The organism is Candidatus Cloacimonadota bacterium, assembly GCA_019429305.1.
Taxonomy (GTDB): Bacteria; Cloacimonadota; Cloacimonadia; order Cloacimonadales; family JAJBBL01; genus JAHYIR01.
The window spans coordinates 15794-33549 of the sequence record JAHYIR010000004.1 but is presented as its reverse complement, the minus strand read 5'-3'; the positions used below and the strand labels follow the sequence as shown (position 1 = coordinate 33549).

Annotated in this window: 10 protein-coding genes; 9 read left to right on the top strand and 1 reads right to left on the bottom strand. The window is 37.9% G+C overall.

The features are described 5' to 3' along the window. Positions 1–144 precede the first annotated feature (144 nt). Both K0B81_03160 and K0B81_03155 read left to right on the top strand, forming a co-directional pair. Positions 145–3153, top strand: coding sequence for a T9SS type A sorting domain-containing protein (locus K0B81_03160; protein MBW6515601.1), 3009 nt, complete (start codon positions 145–147; stop codon positions 3151–3153). 67 nt (positions 3154–3220) lie between these two features. Further along, entirely contained in the window at positions 3221–6220 is a 3000-nt protein-coding gene (locus tag K0B81_03155) for a CapA family protein (protein MBW6515600.1), read from the top strand. 397 nt (positions 6221–6617) lie between these two features. Here the strand turns inward: K0B81_03155 and K0B81_03150 are convergent, their stop codons facing one another. Then, complete coding sequence (locus K0B81_03150; protein MBW6515599.1) at positions 6618–10322, bottom strand: S8 family serine peptidase; 3705 nt, start codon at positions 10320–10322, stop codon at positions 6618–6620. A gap of 642 nt (positions 10323–10964) precedes the next feature. On the opposite strand from K0B81_03150, the gene kdsA reads away from it, so the two are divergent. The 7 genes from kdsA (at position 10965) to lpdA (ending at position 17676) form a co-directional block, all read left to right on the top strand. Then, positions 10965–11765, top strand: a complete 801-nt coding sequence (gene kdsA / locus K0B81_03145; protein MBW6515598.1) for a 3-deoxy-8-phosphooctulonate synthase — start codon at positions 10965–10967, stop codon at positions 11763–11765. Beyond that, entirely contained in the window at positions 11766–12305 is a 540-nt protein-coding gene (locus K0B81_03140) for an HAD hydrolase family protein (protein ID MBW6515597.1), read from the top strand. It abuts the gene before it with no gap. 121 nt (positions 12306–12426) lie between these two features. Then, positions 12427–12930, top strand: coding sequence for a hypothetical protein (locus tag K0B81_03135; GenBank protein MBW6515596.1), 504 nt, complete (start codon positions 12427–12429; stop codon positions 12928–12930). Further along, the gene (locus K0B81_03130; GenBank protein ID MBW6515595.1) at positions 12899–14002 is read left to right on the top strand and encodes a hypothetical protein; all 1104 of its coding nucleotides are present in this window, start codon (positions 12899–12901) and stop codon (positions 14000–14002) included. Before K0B81_03135 ends, K0B81_03130 begins: the two co-directional genes overlap by 32 nt. Positions 14003–14021: 19 nt before the next feature. Then, positions 14022–14774 carry an LPS export ABC transporter ATP-binding protein gene (gene lptB, locus K0B81_03125; protein MBW6515594.1) on the top strand — a complete coding sequence of 251 codons (753 nt, stop codon included), beginning with the start codon at positions 14022–14024 and terminating at the stop codon, positions 14772–14774. Beyond that, on the top strand, positions 14771–16282 hold the full coding sequence (gene rpoN, locus K0B81_03120; GenBank protein MBW6515593.1) for an RNA polymerase factor sigma-54: 1512 nt from the start codon (positions 14771–14773) through the stop codon (positions 16280–16282). The genes lptB and rpoN overlap by 4 nt, the downstream gene beginning before the upstream one ends. Then, entirely contained in the window at positions 16279–17676 is a 1398-nt protein-coding gene (gene lpdA, locus K0B81_03115) for a dihydrolipoyl dehydrogenase (GenBank protein ID MBW6515592.1), read from the top strand. The genes rpoN and lpdA overlap by 4 nt, the downstream gene beginning before the upstream one ends. Positions 17677–17756 lie beyond the last annotated feature (80 nt).

Genomic DNA, 17756 nt, shown 5'->3' with positions numbered 1-17756 from the left:
CTTAAGCAAGCAAACTGGTCTTTCAGAAAAATATTGACAATCTTAACCTAACTTTGTTGAAGTAAGAAAAGAGAATTGATAATTTCAGTTATTATTAAACTATTTGCCGTGACTGATAGAGATTCAAAAATTCAGGGAGGCACAATGAAAGACAGAAGAATTTTTGCCACACTAATTCTGTCTGTATTTTTTTTATCACCTTCTGCTAAATGTCTATCTACTACTGTAATTCTTGAGAACCCGCTTCCCGGTTCCTTAAGTTTTTGGGGTTCTTCTGGTCATGGATTAGAAAATGTCCCTGCTGGTGATGATTTTATTGCAGTAGCTACCGGAGATTTTCATGCTGTAGCACTTAGGACAGACGGTTCTTTAGTAGGTTGGGGTGCAGGGACTACTAATACAGGAATCTATCCACATTTTGGTCAGAGTGTAGTACCGACAGGTAATGATTTCATAGCTATTGCAGCGGGAGATTTGCACAGTCTTGCTTTACGTTCAGACGGAACTCTCGTTGCTTGGGGTAGAAACAATTATGGTCAGATAAACACTCCCACAGGGAATGATTTTATAGCTATCGCCTGTGGTGGAATACATAATCTTGCTCTCAGAGAGGATGGAACTTTAGCAGCTTGGGGTGCTGGAACGACTAATACTGGTGAATATCCTCACTATGGTCAGAGCATTGTTCCTGCTGGTAATGATTATGTCATGATAGCTGCCGGAGCTACTCACAGTATAGCACTCAGAAATGACGGCTCTCTCTCAGCTTGGGGTAGAAATAACTATGGTCAGATAACTGTTCCCGTGGGCAATGATTTTATAAGTATCTCAGCAAAAAGCTACCATAATCTGGCTCTTCGAGAGGAAGGTTCGATCTCTGCTTGGGGTAGAAACACTTCCGGTCAATGTAATATACCGGCAGGATATTCATTCCAATCCATTTCAGCAGGTAGAGAGCATAGTTTGGCTATTCAGTCTGATGGGACTCTTCTTGCTTGGGGTATGAACAGTTCTGAGCAGTGTGAAGTACCCTCAGGTAATCATTTTACCTCGATAGCAGCAGGTTATCAACATAGTCTGGCAATATCTTCACTGCAATACGGCATAATAACACCTAATGGTGGTGAAATATGGCAATCAAGTACAGAACATCTCATCAGATGGTATTTTAAAGGACCTGATGTTGCCTTTAATCTCCAATACTCAACTGATAATGGTACGAGCTGGAACGATATCGCTACAGTTAACGGTTCAGATTGTGCATATCTTTGGTTAACTCCGACTCTGATCTCTGATCAATACAAGATCAGAGCACAATTTTACGTTGATGATACAGAGAACACTGTTGAAAGCGATACGACTTTTTCTGTTACCGACGAAATACTACCCAGTTTATCTCTTCTCTCCCCCACAGATTCAAACATCAGATGGCAAGTAGGAAAATCTTATGAGATATTATGGAACAGTACTGAAGTTAGTAACGTTGATATCTTATTGAGTATTGATAATGGATATAGCTGGATTGAAATTGCTTCACAAATTGATGCACATACCGGTTACTATATCTGGAATGTTCCTGATTTACCGACAAATTATGCAAGAATAAGGATACAAGATAGCAGTAACCCTCAAACAGAGAGTATCAGCTCTTCCCTTTTCTCTATCGTCAAACTCGATTTTGCTTACCCTATAGTTGGCTTAGAGTTGATCGGTGGTAATTATTACGAGATCAATATCACGGCTTTTAATAGTCATCAGTTTAATCTCTATTATTCACTTGATAATGGAGATAATTGGCAAATAATCATAGAAGACCTTCAACAAACCAATTATAATTGGCTTATCCCTAATCACAACTCAAATGAAGCATTACTCCGATTAGAAGATCATTATAATAGCGATATTGCTGCAGAATCGGAACCTTTCAGTATCTCGGCCTTGATTACTCTCCTCTCCCCTCTCGGGGGGGAAAATTTAATTATCGGTTCAACTCATCTTATCGAATGGACGGCAACGAATGAAGTATCTAATGTCTTGATAGATTATTCAATAGATAATGGGATTAACTGGTTACCTGTCCAAAACATCCCCTATCCGGCAGCTATCGGCTTTTTTGAATGGACAATACCAGACACTTTTTCATCCCAATGTCTCGTCAAGGTCATAAATGTGATCAATGTAAACGCTTTTGGTATCAGTGTTTCTCCCTTTACTATCAGTGATAGAGAAATAATAGTAACACAACCGTCTGGTGGAGAAGTTTGGTACCCCGGCACTCAGCAATCTATTTATTGGCAAACCGTCAATGTGGAGACAGTTAACATATCATACTCCTATGATGGAGGAGATAACTGGTTGATCATTGCTGAGAATCTATCTGCTACCAGTTCACCCTATATCTGGGAGATACCGCAAATCGGAACTATGGCAGGTAAAATAAAAGTAAGTGAAATTGAAAATCCCATGATCAATGGGGTTAGTGAAGGGTTTTTTACAATTATCTATTATAATCCACCGCGTAATCTTGCAGCAGAGGTTACAAACAATGGAGTGCTTCTCAGTTGGGAAGTTCCTTATGGTGCTCTAAGAGAATCTTATGAACAGGATAAAAAAAGAATAAATTCTCAAATCAGAACAAGGCCAAGTAGTTATAATCATGATAGCCGTTGGGTATTAGAAGGTTACAATTTATATCGTGACGATGTAATGATTAACCAAGTACCAATTACATCAACTTTATATCATGATTATGAAGTCACTGTTGGAACTTCATATTCTTACTATGTCACAGCACTGTATGATGAAGCAGAATCAGAACCGTCTAACACTGTCGAAGTAACAGTAACTTCAGTAGATCAAGATTTAATAACTCCTTTGATAACCACTCTCAAAGGCAATTATCCCAATCCCTTTAATCCGGAGACTACGATCTGTTTCAGTTTATCGGAACCGAGCAAAGTTACTATTTCTATCTATAATAATCGCGGTCAGCTGGTGAAAAGTGTTATAGACGACTTCTTGCCGACCGGAGAACATAGAATAATTTGGGATGGTCGTGATGAGAGATATAAACAGGTAAGCAGTGGAGTATATTTCTATCGTATGCAAGCAAATGAATACTCAGAAGTAAGAAAAATGCTTCTGCTGAAATAGGATCACCTGTATATGAAAATACTTAAAATAATTTTCTGGTTTGATCAAACCTTGCGTTGGGGGAACTATGTATAAATCAAGCAGGTTCTTGATATTGGGCTTTCTGTTTCTACTTTCATCTTTTTTATATGCTCAATATGTAATAGAAGATTTTAATCTGGGTACTATTGATCTTCTCTCTTATCCCGGTGAAGATATGCAACCTGATGCTTGGTCTTTAGATTCAAGTAATACCTATGGTGATTCACAATACTCTTTAAAACTTTTCGGTAATACCTGGAAGATATTGGAGATAGACCCTTTACCATTAACCACCGATTCTGTCTGGCAAGTTGCCTCTTTTATCCAATCTGTCGGTAGATATCAAGGTTTTGGATTAATGGACAATGAAAATGTCCTCTTTTATTCTTTTGCTGGTACAACTATGCTCGATATTGAAGAGTGGCTCTCTGTTTATCAGGGCTACTTTCCCAATAATACATGGAATCTCTATCAATTGCCTGTCGGAAATGATTGGATGGCTTGGTTCGAATATGAACCAACTATCACGAGTATCGTCTTTGTTAATGACAACGACAATCTACCTCAGCCGGGGGTCCTATTTTTCGATATGATCTTGGATATCACAGAAATACTCCCTTCGCAACCACAGGTACAGATCACTTATAATTCTAATCGAATCTACCACACAAGCTCACATCAACGCCAATTTGATGTGCAGTTTTACAGTATTGTTGATGACCCTGATTATGATGAACATCAGTATTATTGGGATTTTGGAGATGGAGGAACAAGCAATGAACAGAATCCGGCTCATACTTATCTGATAGTAGCTGATTACCCCTTTACAGTGTTTTTGGCTGTTATCAATCCTGCCGGTAATTGGGGTTTTGCTTCGACACAGGTAGATATACCTGATGGTGATTCTAATTTACCTCTCAGGATCAATTTTGTGGGTGATGTAATGTTAGCACGTAGTTATGAACAAGCCGGTGGGATCATTCCTACTCAGGGTGTGCAGGCCATTTTTGAACCGACTCTCCATTTGCTCGGAAATGCAGCCGACATCACTGCTATCAATCTCGAATCCCCTCTGACCACTGCTACAACCACCCACCCCACCAAAACTATCTGTTTTAAAGGACACCCTAATAACGTTGCTGGACTCGTTTATGCCGGAGTTGATCTTGCCTGCTTGGCAAATAACCATATCTTAGACTATATGTTACCCGGTTTACAACAAACACAGCAGGTTTTAGAGACTGCCGGTATTAAACACCTCGGTGCAGGTGCTAACTCATATGAAGCATATCTTCCGGCTTTTTTTACTAAGAAAGGGATCAATGTCGCTTTTCTCTCTTCTAGTGACCGCACAGGACATTATAACAACTTCCAGCCCTATTTGCAAGCCGGATACAACAGACCAGGTTTTGCCTATATGACACCCTACTATGTTCAGCAACAGATCAACTCTGTAAGGGATATTTCAGATTTAGTGATTATGTATCTTCATTCCGGAAGCGAATATTCTCTCGGTCCGGTCAGTGATTACGACTATTTCAGATATGGTGAGCTATATGTCGGAGAAGAGTTTCTTGGTCGTTTGGATATTCCAAAGATGTGGGATAGAGAAATTCGTCACTACATGATTGATTCGGGTGCAGATCTTGTTGTTTCCCATCATCCGCATATTATTCAAGGTTTGGAAGTGTATAACGGTAAACTGATCGCTCATTCACTCGGTAATTATATCTTCGATCTCGATTATCCGGAAACCATGCCGACTATGATCCTCAATGCCGAAGCCGATGAAACCGGCTTTGTCGGCTATTCCGTTACACCGGTCTATATAGACGATTATATCCCACAGCCGGCTACAGGACAGCTCGGACTACATATTCTCGATTATCTCGCCCGTCGTTCCAAAGAACTCGACACTTATCTCGACATAGACCGAGACGAGATCAGGGCTTATGTTATCATGGATACTCTGTCAATGAACTTCTCAGATTTCCATTATGAAGGAGTACTCAGCTTTCAAGAACAGAACAACATCTGGTATTCCCGACCTTTGCGTTTTACAAGAAATGCCTATCCAGCAAATCTGATGTATATACAACCTTCTGGTAATTACCAATACCGACTGGGAAGAGAACTTATCTGGTTTGGTAATTTTGAAGATGAAGGGTGCACCTTATGGAATACGTCCAATTCTAATGTCTCTTATGACAACATAACAGCCTATCAAGGAGAACGTTCTCTTAGACATAACAGAGCTCCCGGTACCGGCTCTCTCTCCAACAATCTCAAGCTAAGGATAAAAAAATACGAGAATACCGGCTATACACTGAATGGTTATATTAAAACAGAGAGCATTGGTAGTGCCAACATACAGATCCGTTATTATACTACCCGGACAATTTCTTATGCTCTTGGTAGCGAAGATTTAGTAGTTTCATTATCGGGTACGAATGATTGGACTTACTTTCACAAAGAGTTAAGTGTTCCTGGAAATGCCGGGTATTTTGATATTTATCTGATGAGTAACGGGCAGGATTTAGGAGCTGGTTCTGTTTGGTTTGACAATGTAGGTCTCATAGAATGGACACCCTGGCAACAATATGATAACAACCAACCAATGGTAAACCCTAACGATTTCTATTATGTGCAATTTCAAACACCAAGTCAAACAGATTTAGCTACCCTGACTTATACCGAACGTACTTATAGCAGTGGACAAATTAGATCGTTGGCAGCTGACTCATCTTCCAATAGAACAATACAGCCAGCCAAATTACATAGTAATTACCCCAATCCCTTTAATGCCATTACCCATTTTTCTTTCTCAGTTAACACTCCAGGTGAAGCAGAACTGATCGTCTATAACATCAAAGGACAAAGAGTTCGTAATCTATACAAAGCTCATGTTGATAGTGACTCTCAGATCACTCTGATCTGGGATGGGAAAAACGATTTCCGGAAAGATGTAGCCAGTGGTATCTATTTCTATCAACTGCTCATTGATAACAAACCAATATCCATAAAAAAATGCCTGCTGTTAAAGTAGCATTAGCAATATTTACAATCTGGTTTCATTATCTTTAATCTTACAGATTAGATAGAACTCTGTACCGAAAGACCATGAAACTTGTCATAGCAATATTAGTGAAGTAACAGATACTATAATATCCTTATCTCATTAATTTATCGTTAATTATGCTGCTTATCTAATAAATCACTTTAATTTTATCTCGTATCTAACTTATTTATAGTCTCTTTCTTTCGTATACCTTTAGGAAGCAACGTAGTCGGCTTGGGCTAACTACGCTCCTCCCTAAAGAAAGAATAGAGAAATATTTTGAAGTTGAAAACTACTTGTTAAAACAAAAGAGAGGCAACAATGAAGCTGCCTCTCTTGAAGTTTTGTTAGTATTAGTCTGATTATACTATGACAATTAGACCGATCATCTTCTGATTCTTATTCTATTTTCAGAGTCATTTTGATCAATTCTTATCATCGTTGGAAGTGTTTCCGTCGAGGCAATGACTATATAGAATCTTCTTTCACCGGAGACCGCTTCTGAAAACTCATTATTTCCAACTGTTGTTACAAGAGTCCACTCATCTTCTGGTAGATAAGGATCATCTGTTGCATAAATCTTGTACGAATTAGCTCCTTCAACAAGATCCCAACTTAAAATAGCATGATCATCAATGATCGAAACATTAACGTTAGTCGGAGCAGGCAGTTCTGGAGTTCCTGAACCGGTTAACTCGATATCATCAATATACCAATAGTTTATATTATAACTATTTCCATCAAATACCCAAGCAAAATAGAGATGATCTACTGACTGTTCACCAAGTTCAATGTTGACTGTTTGAGCTGAGACATTACCTGTCGGTGTTATCTCCCAGATAGTATTCCAGTTAGTCTGATCGGTTGAAGTTTGAATCTTAAGAGTATAACTCCCTGAATAATGATCTACCATATGTTTGAATGAGAGTGTCATATCTGATCCTCCCGGTAGAGCTACTAAAGGTGTCATTACTCTGAATACATCCGTTAAGGAAGGACTCCAATAAAATCTTAATTCAGGTGCTTCACCACCAGAAATAGAGGAATTGGTTACTCCCCAATGATTATGAGTTCTTGTCCAATCAAGTGGAATATCTCCAACAGCAACACCTGTAAAATCCTCTTCTAGATAGATTACTCCACTTGGTCTGGCAGTAACAATATTAGACCTGCCGGATTCTCCTTCATCATATTGAGCTTTCACATAGTAACTATAGGTTGTACCGTTTACAACATTAGAATCAGTGAATTCAGGGTTTAGTATCAAAGAGCTATTAATTTGCACTGAATCTCTGTAGATATTATACCCTAAGAGAGTTCTGCTTACAGGGGGTGTCCAGTTCAAATTGACAAAACCATCACCTGCATCTGCTATTAGATCTGTGGGAGGAGCTAAATAAGGAGCACCATTATCGGCAAAGAGCATTCTGATCTGAGGTTTGTTGCTGCTTGTATTATTTGTTGTAGCGTCTGTTTGATCTGCACTATCCGACCAGGAATATCTGAAGCCATTAGTATGGGTAAATACTCGTTGTTGTCCTGAGGAACTATAATTAGGGACCCTATTGAAGGCAGTATCAACTAAGATATTATCTACTCCATTCCATGCAAAAGGAACATCTAAAAGTAACATATCCCATCCTCCTGCTACAGGGGTATAGCTCGGAGTAGAATAGACCAACTCAAAGGGACCATCATCGTGGCTTGAGACATCATCAGCTGCTGTATGCTTCATTCTGATGATAAAATCAGGCAAACTATGTGCTGGTGTTTGATGCACGTAAAAACCTACTCGTATCAAGTCACCCGGTCCTTCAAAGCCGGCAGCATTGATCTCTGCAGCTGTATAGACCATCTGCCCTCTTAAGCTTCTATACCAGATATTAATTGGGGCGGCAGTTGTAGTACTATTTACACTAGTTCCTGTTCCAATAGTTACCTCACCAGGTGGTGGATTTACTGTCATGGAAACAGGAACACTGACCTCTACTACGCTATTGTTATCAAATACAAGGTTTGCTGTATATTCGCCAGAAGAAAGATTAGTCGCTGTGAATGTTACATCAATGATGAGACTGGTTCCTGCTGGAACAGTGCCGGAAAGGGGTGATATCGAAAGCCAATCGGTGCGAATGGCTCCTATCGGTTGGATAAACTCTACTTCATCTATTCTTCTCTCTTTTTCCATATTTATAGGTTCATTGATAGCATTATCTAATTCATTAACAACGGCTAAGATTCTTGTTCCTTGTGGATTGATTGTAAAAGTCAGAGTGGCTTCGCCATCATTTGTTACTAATAGTTGTTCTGTTATTACTTGATCATGATTAATTGTTACCGCCAAATAATCAGGTGTTACATCGATCTGGGGTTGAGGAACGTAGATAAGATTAAAATTGACCCCTGATGTGGTTTCATCTTCCAATATAACTACATTGGTTACCGTTTGCGGTTCATAATAGGGGTGTGATGCTGTTACATCATAATTTCCGACAGGCAAAACCAGTTGATAAAAACCTGTGTTATCAGGATTGGTAGAATAATAACTCGCTTGAACTATTGCTTCTGTAACATCGCTAGTACCACCGGTTAAGGTAACATAACCCTCTAAAGTCCCCAGTTCCATATAGTTCATTGTCAGTATCAAAGCCGAGTGAGCGTTGAGACGACCTGTCCCCAGCATTCCGATATAACTCGGATTTAAGTGATAGATCTCATCAGTAGTATCTCGTAAAATAGATGCAACATCCATTGCAGTTAAAAGACCATAGGCATGAGAAATCATTAGAGCAGCAACTCCGGAAGCATGAGGGCTTGCCATGGAAGTACCTTGATAAAACGCATAACTACTACCGGTAAGAGTGCTCAAAACTCCACGTTCAGTAACAGAATTTGTTTCTCCACCGGGAGCAGAAATATCTACCCAAGTATCATAAGTCGAATACCATGATCTAATGTCTTGATTATTGGTCGCGGCAACTGAGAAAGCACCTTCGTAGCAACCTGGATAACGCATTCCCGTAGAATTGCTATTACCGGCAGAAAAGATTGTTATCCCTCCATTTAGGGCATTGCCACCACCATTGGCATTAAAATAATCTATGGCATCAAGGACATTTTGATCATAATAACCATCATTTGTATATCCCCAACTGTTTTGAGAAATCGAAGCACCATTGTCGGCAGCATAGATCGGAGCAAGATGGAAACCACCATTACCACCTGAAGAAAACACCTGACAAGACATTAAACGAACACCATCATTGGCACCAGACCCTCCAGCTACACCCGATACTCCAACATTATTATCGTTAACGGCTGCTACAGTTCCGGCTACGTGTGTACCATGATTTCCGGGATTGATAGTAGAAGTTCCTTGAGCAAAGTTGTATCCCAAATCAGGCCACATATTTCCTGCTAAATCTGGATGAGTATATTGAATACCATCATCAATGATGGCGACTATTACATCGGGGTTTCCCTTCTCAATATCCCAGGCATCTACCAGACTAATATCTGCTCCCGGAGTTCCATTCTGCTGTCCGGTGTTATGATAATGCCACTGTTCGTCAAAGCGAGGATCATCAGGAGTCCAACGAGTAAGATAATCTTCTCGGATCGTATCATCGAATAGAACTTTTATATATTCTGGTTCTGATACAGCAATAATATCGAGCTTATCATAAGCTAAGACTATCTCTCTGATATCATGGTAATCAGGAAAGCGTAATTCATACCAAAGATGAAAACCCCAGGCACGACGCCGATCACGGTGCTTTTCATCAAAGGCAGGACTATCGAAAAGAAGACTCACTTCTTTGACAGAATAATAATGGTTCAATTCATCAATCTCAGGGAGTTTAAACATTACATAACCCTGATCGTCATAACCGACAGGATTGTTATCAAGATATTCGGTTAAATCTCTTTCAAATTTGATGCGAATATGGGTGTGATATACCGCATCATCGGGGATTCTAGTTACATCAATCTCCGGTCGTTCACCAAAACGGACTTCATAAGCCCAAGAAGCAGTGACGATCAGAAAAATGACAGAAACTAAAAACATACTTCTTAAGATAGTTTTCATAACTCTCTCCTTAATAATTTTCTATCTATTTACTATAAATTCTCTCTACTCTATTGCTAATTCTTATATTTTTAAATGCGGTTGTTTTTCTGAATAGCAGTTTGCTATATATTGAGAATAAAGCAAGAAGCGGTGCAGATGTTAATATATAGATCAACATTTCATAAGTAAAAACTCTATTCAAGAGCACTGAAAAAAATAAAAAAATTACATCAACCATCTAATAGTAACAAAACCATTGCATTTCTCTTTGTCAAGTATTTTATTGCTCGAACTATTAATTAATGCACAAATCATGCTTTATTTGATCCTTAAAAAACTGTACATCGCTGCTAAACAGTCTAAATTGATGAATTATTCTGTCTCGTCGAATACTTTGATAGGTAGACTATAAAGTACAGAAAACGAATAACAACCTTACCATTAATATAATAGTGACATTAGTGTAATAAATATGCTACACTATTCTATCATTCCCTGTCAAAGTTCAGAGAAAAGATTTTGTTTTAAGCCAATACTTGTCTAAGTTGCAGTAATAAACTGATCAGTCAGATTGATAGCAAAGAAATTGAAATAAATGATTGACAAAAGGATATTGCTTAGTATATATTGATGCAAGAATATTGCCAAAGAGAGGATTAAATGAAATTATACAACAAGATTCTTCACAGTAGGCCTTTCTTTCTTATTGCCGGTCCTTGTGTAATCGAGAATTATGACATAACTATGCGGGTCGCAGAGAAACTGACTGAACTCACTTCTCAGCGAGGACTAACGTTTATTTATAAATCCTCTTATCTCAAAGCTAACAGAACATCAGAGTCATCATTCAGTGGTTTGGGTCAAGAGGAGGGGCTAAAAATACTATCAAGAATCAAACATGCTCTTGATATTCCTATATTGACTGATATTCACGAAGCAGAAGAAGCAGATATCACAGCTGAGGTAGCAGATATTATACAAATTCCAGCATTTCTTTCTCGTCAGACGTTTCTCTTAAAAGCAGCAGCAAGAACAAACAGAATCGTTAATATTAAAAAGGGACAATTTATGGCGCCAGAAGACATGAGTTCAGTGACAGAAAAAATCTTAGCTGAGAATAACTCCCAGATTTTACTCACAGAACGAGGAACTTTTTTTGGGTATCATAATCTGGTAGTAGATTTTCGCTCTTTTCCGATCATGAAACAACTTGGTTATCCGGTTGTGTTTGATATAACCCATAGCTTACAGATGCCTTCCATATCTAAAGTATCCGGAGGTACTCCCGAACTGGCACCTATGATGGCAAAAGCAGGATTGGCAACCGGGATGGTGGATGGCCTTTTTTTAGAGACCCATCCTGAGCCGGCAGAAGCTTTAAGTGACGGGATGAGTATGATCAAGCTTGAACTCTTATCTCAAATCCTTGATGGACTGCTGGAACTTGTAGAGAGGTCTTAGATGAATAAAACCGAAAATATAAAGTTATTGATCATGGACTGTGACGGAGTACTATCTGATGGCAAAGTTATTTATACGGAGAAAGGATGGGAGTCAAAAGCATTTGCTGTATCAGACGGTTTGGGGTTATCATTATTACGCTTTACAGATATTAAAACAGCAGTAATTACAGGCAGAAATTCACATGCTTTAAAAAGGCGTTGTCAGGATCTTGATATTGATTTTCTCTTTCAGGGTGTTAAGGATAAGGTTTCTGTAGTTAACGAAATATTGGAATCTCTCTCTCTGGACTGGCAGAATACGGCCTTTATAGGAGATGATTGGAATGATTTTCATCTCCTCAAGAAAGTTGCTCTATCTGGAACACCTCAACAGGCACCAAAAGAGATCAAAGAAATCGTTGATTTCATCTCTCAACACCGTGGTGGTGATGGTGCAGTTAGAGAATTTATTGAATATATCCTTCATGGGCAAGGGATCTTTGACAATGTGATCAAGAAGTTTCTTGATTATACCAAAGAAGAAGGAAATCAGAATTAGCGGTATGAATAGCTTTAGTTTTTACAGAACTACTTCTGATTTCAGGAAAGTAGGTAGAAAACAGAGATTTATTTATCTTGGATTTATATGCTTGAGCTTCGTCTTAATAATCCTTCAGTTAATGGCTTGTGATATGACAGAACAGAGATTTTATGAAACCATCGACCTAGATTACGCAGAAGAACAGAGTGATTCTGTCACTATATATGAGATATACGGAGAACGGATAGAACGATTGATCACAGCTCGCAGAATAGACCGTTATTATGAAGAAAACAGGATTGATGCCAAAGTAGTTAACATAACTGATTATAATGAAGATGAAACCGTAAGGATGACTCTTTATGCTGATTTTCTTACCATTGATGAGTCGTATAATACTTATGAAGCGAAAGATAATGTAGTCATCAATCACGAAAATGCAATTCTCTATACTGACTTGCTGACATGGGATCAGAACAATGATGAAATATTTGCTCCTAATGAGGTTATTATCGTCAGAGGGGATAATGTTCTGAAAGGATATGAGTTGGTAACAGATGCCGATTTTACTCGGATTGAACTGAGCAGAGTAACTGCTGAAGGTCATTTAGATGACGAAGATTTTGCTGATATTGTTTGGTAGTATGCTAATTCTGCATTCCATATCGCTTAATGCAGCAGAGAGGGATTTACGCCCTTATAGATTGATCAATGCAGACAGATTGTATGTTGACCGAATAGAAGATGAATATTTGACTCGTTTGGTTGGAAACGTACATTTCTTTTATGGTGATACTGAATTTTTTTCTGATCAGGCAGAACTATACGAAGTTAGTAAGATAGCACGGATGTTTGGTAATGTTAAAGTAATCGATGACTCTTTAACTATCTATTCTGACATAGTTGATTACTATCGTTTGAAAGAAGAGTTAATACTCACCGGCAATGTTTTAATCCTTGAAGAGCATGAAGATGGCACAGAAAGGACTTTTCAGTCGGACAAAGGAGAGTATTTACGCAATGAACGTCAGATTTATGCCTATGACAATATCCTTTTCTACGATCAAAGGGAGAGTATATATGGGTACTGTCATTATCTTGATTACAATATAGAATCAGGTTACGGTCTCATCACTAATAATCCTGAGATCAAAGTTGAAGGAGATGAATCGCTGACAATTACTGCAGAGAAAATAGAGTTCTATAAAGATTTTAATCGCCTTGCAGCTACATTTAATGTTAATACTATTTATGATGATTATCTGGTAACCAGTGACTTTCTACTCTTTTTCATTGATGATGAATATGCTGTGTTCCTTGGAGAACCTAGATTCACATCAGATATTGCCGAGGCAGTAGCTGAGGAATTCTATCTATATTTCGAAGATAGAAAAATCAAAAGTGCAACTCTGGAAAATAACTGTCTGACTTTTTTTGCTACTAAAGAAGGTGCAGAGAAAAAGAGTTCCGTAAAATGTAATTTAATGGAGCTGCAATTTTCAGAAGGCAAGATAACTGAAATGCAGGCATTTTATAATGTGATCTCTAATTACGTCAGTGAATCATCTGATCGCGATCAGATCATTAATTATGCTGAAAGTGAAGAGCTTGTGGTTACTTTCAATGATGAAAATGAGATTGAATCGGTCAAGTTTCTTGGTAAAGTATCAGGAAGATACAAGTTCAGTGACAAAGTAATTGACAGAACGGAATAAAAAGCTCATCAAAAGAATTATGAAACAAGATAAAATCAGAGTCGAAAATTTAGTGAAAAAATACGGGAATAAGACCGTTGTAAAGAATGTTGATCTTCATATAGAACAGGGTGAAATTGTCGGCATATTAGGCCCCAACGGAGCTGGAAAATCAACTACTTTTTACATGATATTAGGATTGACCAAACCAAATAAAGGAATAGTTTTTTATAACGATATCGATATCACCCATAAACCGATGTATAAAAGAGCACGTCTGGGGATTGGTTATTTAGCTCAAGCCCCTTCGGTTTTTCATAAGCTAACAGTTGAGCAGAATATAATGGCAATTCTGGAAACCTTGCATATCAGCAAAAAAGAACGTAAAAGAAGATTAGAAGAACATTTGGAAGAGTTATCAATGACTAAGCTGGCAAAACAGAAAGCTTATACTTTATCGGGTGGAGAAAGAAGAAAATTAGAGATAACTCGTACTTTAGTCACCTCACCATCGTTCTTTCTTATGGATGAACCTTTTGCCGGGGTAGATCCTCTTGCCGTTAATGACATTCAGAACATTATCAAAAAACTCCAAGAAGAGAAGAATATTGGTGTTTTGATCACAGATCACAATGTTTTAGATACACTGTCTATAACTCAGCGAGCATATATTATATTTGAAGGTCAAATTCTCTTAACCGGAACTTCTGAAGAATTGATCCATAATGAAAAGGCAAGAGAATTATATTTAGGCGATAAATTTCTCAACCCGTTTTTTGTAGAAAACAAATGACTAAGATCCAACAGGTTTTATCTCATAAGCAAGTACAGGAACTGGCACTAAAACCAAAGATGTTGCAATCTTTACAATTGTTGGTTTTACCGCAAATGGAGCTTGAGATGCAACTCAAGCGAGAACTTGAATTAAACCCGATACTCGAATTGCAAGAGGAAGAAGAAGAAAATATAAAAGAAGACAGGGAAAAGACACCTGATGAACAAGAAGAAACTGTTAAATCTGAAGAAACTCCTGATGAAGAATCATTGGATGAGCAGCTACTGAAAGAGAGTATCAATGAGATAAAAGAATTTAGTGATATCTTAGACGAATGGAATGATTACCACCGGGAAGTAAAAGAGGAAATCCGAGATAAGGATATCTTTGAGACCTATAATAATACCCAATATGATGACACAATAAAAGATAAGAAGAACAGTTTTTATTATCAACTGGAAGATTTGCCACTAACTGAGGAAGAATTGGAATTCGCTCGAGAATTAGTAGAGAATACTAACGAATTCGGATATCTTACACCAGACTTTGATATTTATGAACTGTCGAAAGAGAATCTCTTATCGGTAACTGACGATGAAGAACTTAAGAAAAGAGCTGAAGAAATCCATCAAACTATCTTAAAATTAAAGCCAAGAGGCATCACTGCTCGATCTATTAGCGAATGTCTTGTTGCCCAACTCAATGAAAGAGACAACGATTACGAGTTACTTTCATATATTATCAAAAATCACTTTAATGATCTGATTCACCGCAGATATCAGAAAATAGCGGCTAAATTATCAGTTCATCTTGATAAAATTCTTCTCTGTCGTGATGCGATCTCACTTCTCAATCCTAAACCGGGGTTATTGTTATTAGCCGATAATATTGATTATGTCAGTCCTGATGTGATTATCAAGAAAATTGAAGATGAATTTGTGATTATCGTCAATGACTTCAATATCCCCCATCTAACTATCAGCCGTTATTATAGAGATATGATAATGACGGGACGAGTAAAAGACAAAGAGATGCTTGGATATATAAGGGATAAAATCAATTCTGCTAAATTCCTGATCAAATCTCTCTATATGCGTAATCAGACTCTCATCAAAGTTACTAAAGCTATTATTGAGCATCAAAGAAATTTCTTCTACAATCACTCCGGAATACTGGAACCCTTAACCTATAATGTTATAGCCACGGAACTACATGTTAGCGAATCTACAATCTCTCGAGTCGTAAAAGACAAGTATGCTGATACCCCATTGGGGATGATCTGTCTGAGAGACTTTTTTACTACATCAGCAGGTAAGACGGAGAATTATGAAGATATATCCCGTGATAATGTCCAGAAGCAGATTCAACAAATAATCAATTCGGAAGACAAGGCACATCCACTTTCTGATCTAGAGATCACAGCAATGCTGAAAAAAATGAATATAAGTGTTTCCCGTAGGGTTGTACAAAAATATCGTGAGAGTTTAGGGATATTAAACAGCAGATTAAGGAGGTTAGAGAGATGACTTTTCGGGTAGCAATAATTGGTGGTGGTCCCGGTGGATATGTAACAGCAATTCGTTTTCAACAGAAAGGAATTGAAGCACTTCTATTTGAAAAAGAACGACTGGGTGGAGAATGCCTTAATTGGGGTTGTATTCCTACAAAAGCATTAGTAAAAATTGGCGATCTATACAATGAAATCCAACATGCAGAAAAATTTGGTATCAACATTGAGAATATTGGCTTTGACTATAGAAAAATTGGTGATCGGAAAAATGATGTCGTAGAAAAGCTGGTTTCTGGTTTAGAATTTATAATCAAGAAAAGAAAAATCAATCTCATATCACAAAAGGTTATATCAATACAAAAGAGAGAATCAAAATTCACAATCAAGACAGCCGAACAATCCTATGAAGCTGATTACATAGTCATAGCAACAGGTTCACGGCCTGCTGAACTTCCCAATATGAAGTTCGATGGAGAAAATTTTCTCTCTTCCCGTCACATTCTAACTCTAACAGAGTTACCGAAACATCTGACTATTATTGGAGGTGGAACTATCGGCTGTGAATTTGCTTCCATTTGTGCTAATTTAGGCGTAGAAATCGAAATAATCGAACTACTACCCAATCTTTTAAATAATGAAGACAGAGAGATCGGAAAAAAATTACACTTAGCATTCAAGAAAAAAGGCATTAAGACTCATCTAAACACTAAAGTAAATGAATACAGAATTGAATCCGGAAAAGTATTTCTTAAACTCACAGACGGTAAAGAGATTGTAACAGAAAAAGTATTGATCAGCACCGGCAGGATTCCTTATTGTGATATTGAATTTGAGAATTGTCAGCCGGAAACAGAGCGTCAAGCAATGAGTATTAATGATGAGATGGAAACAACAATTGAGAATATGTTTGCTATTGGTGATGTAACTGGTAAGTTAATGTTGGCACATACAGCATCTAAGCAGGGTCTTTTAGTAGCAGAGATTATTGAAAGGAGGATCAATCAAAACAAAGATACCGAATCGTATAAGTTGATCTATCAAAATATTCCCAGATGTACGTTCACTGAACCGGAAGTAGCTTCTGTCGGACTGACTCAAGAACAGGCAGAAGAAAGTGGATCAGAGATAGAGATTGGTAAATTCACCTATATGGGCAATGGAAAAGCCATCGGTTTAGGAGCAACTGATGGTATGATAAAAGTCATTGCCGATAAAAATAACAGAAAGATATTGGGAATGCATATTGTTGGTGCACAGGCAACTGAACTGATTACAGCGGGCAGTATAATGATCAATCTTGGGCTGACCATCAACGAACTGCACAAAGTGGTTTATGCACACCCGACTCTTTCCGAAATTATTATGGAAGCTGTTGAAGATTTAGACAAAGTAGCAATCCATAAAATTTGATTTTGCTTTTCTACTGCAGCAAGTTATTATTTAATTAAACGATATATATGATCTTTTTTGCGTTAGAATCTATATACAGA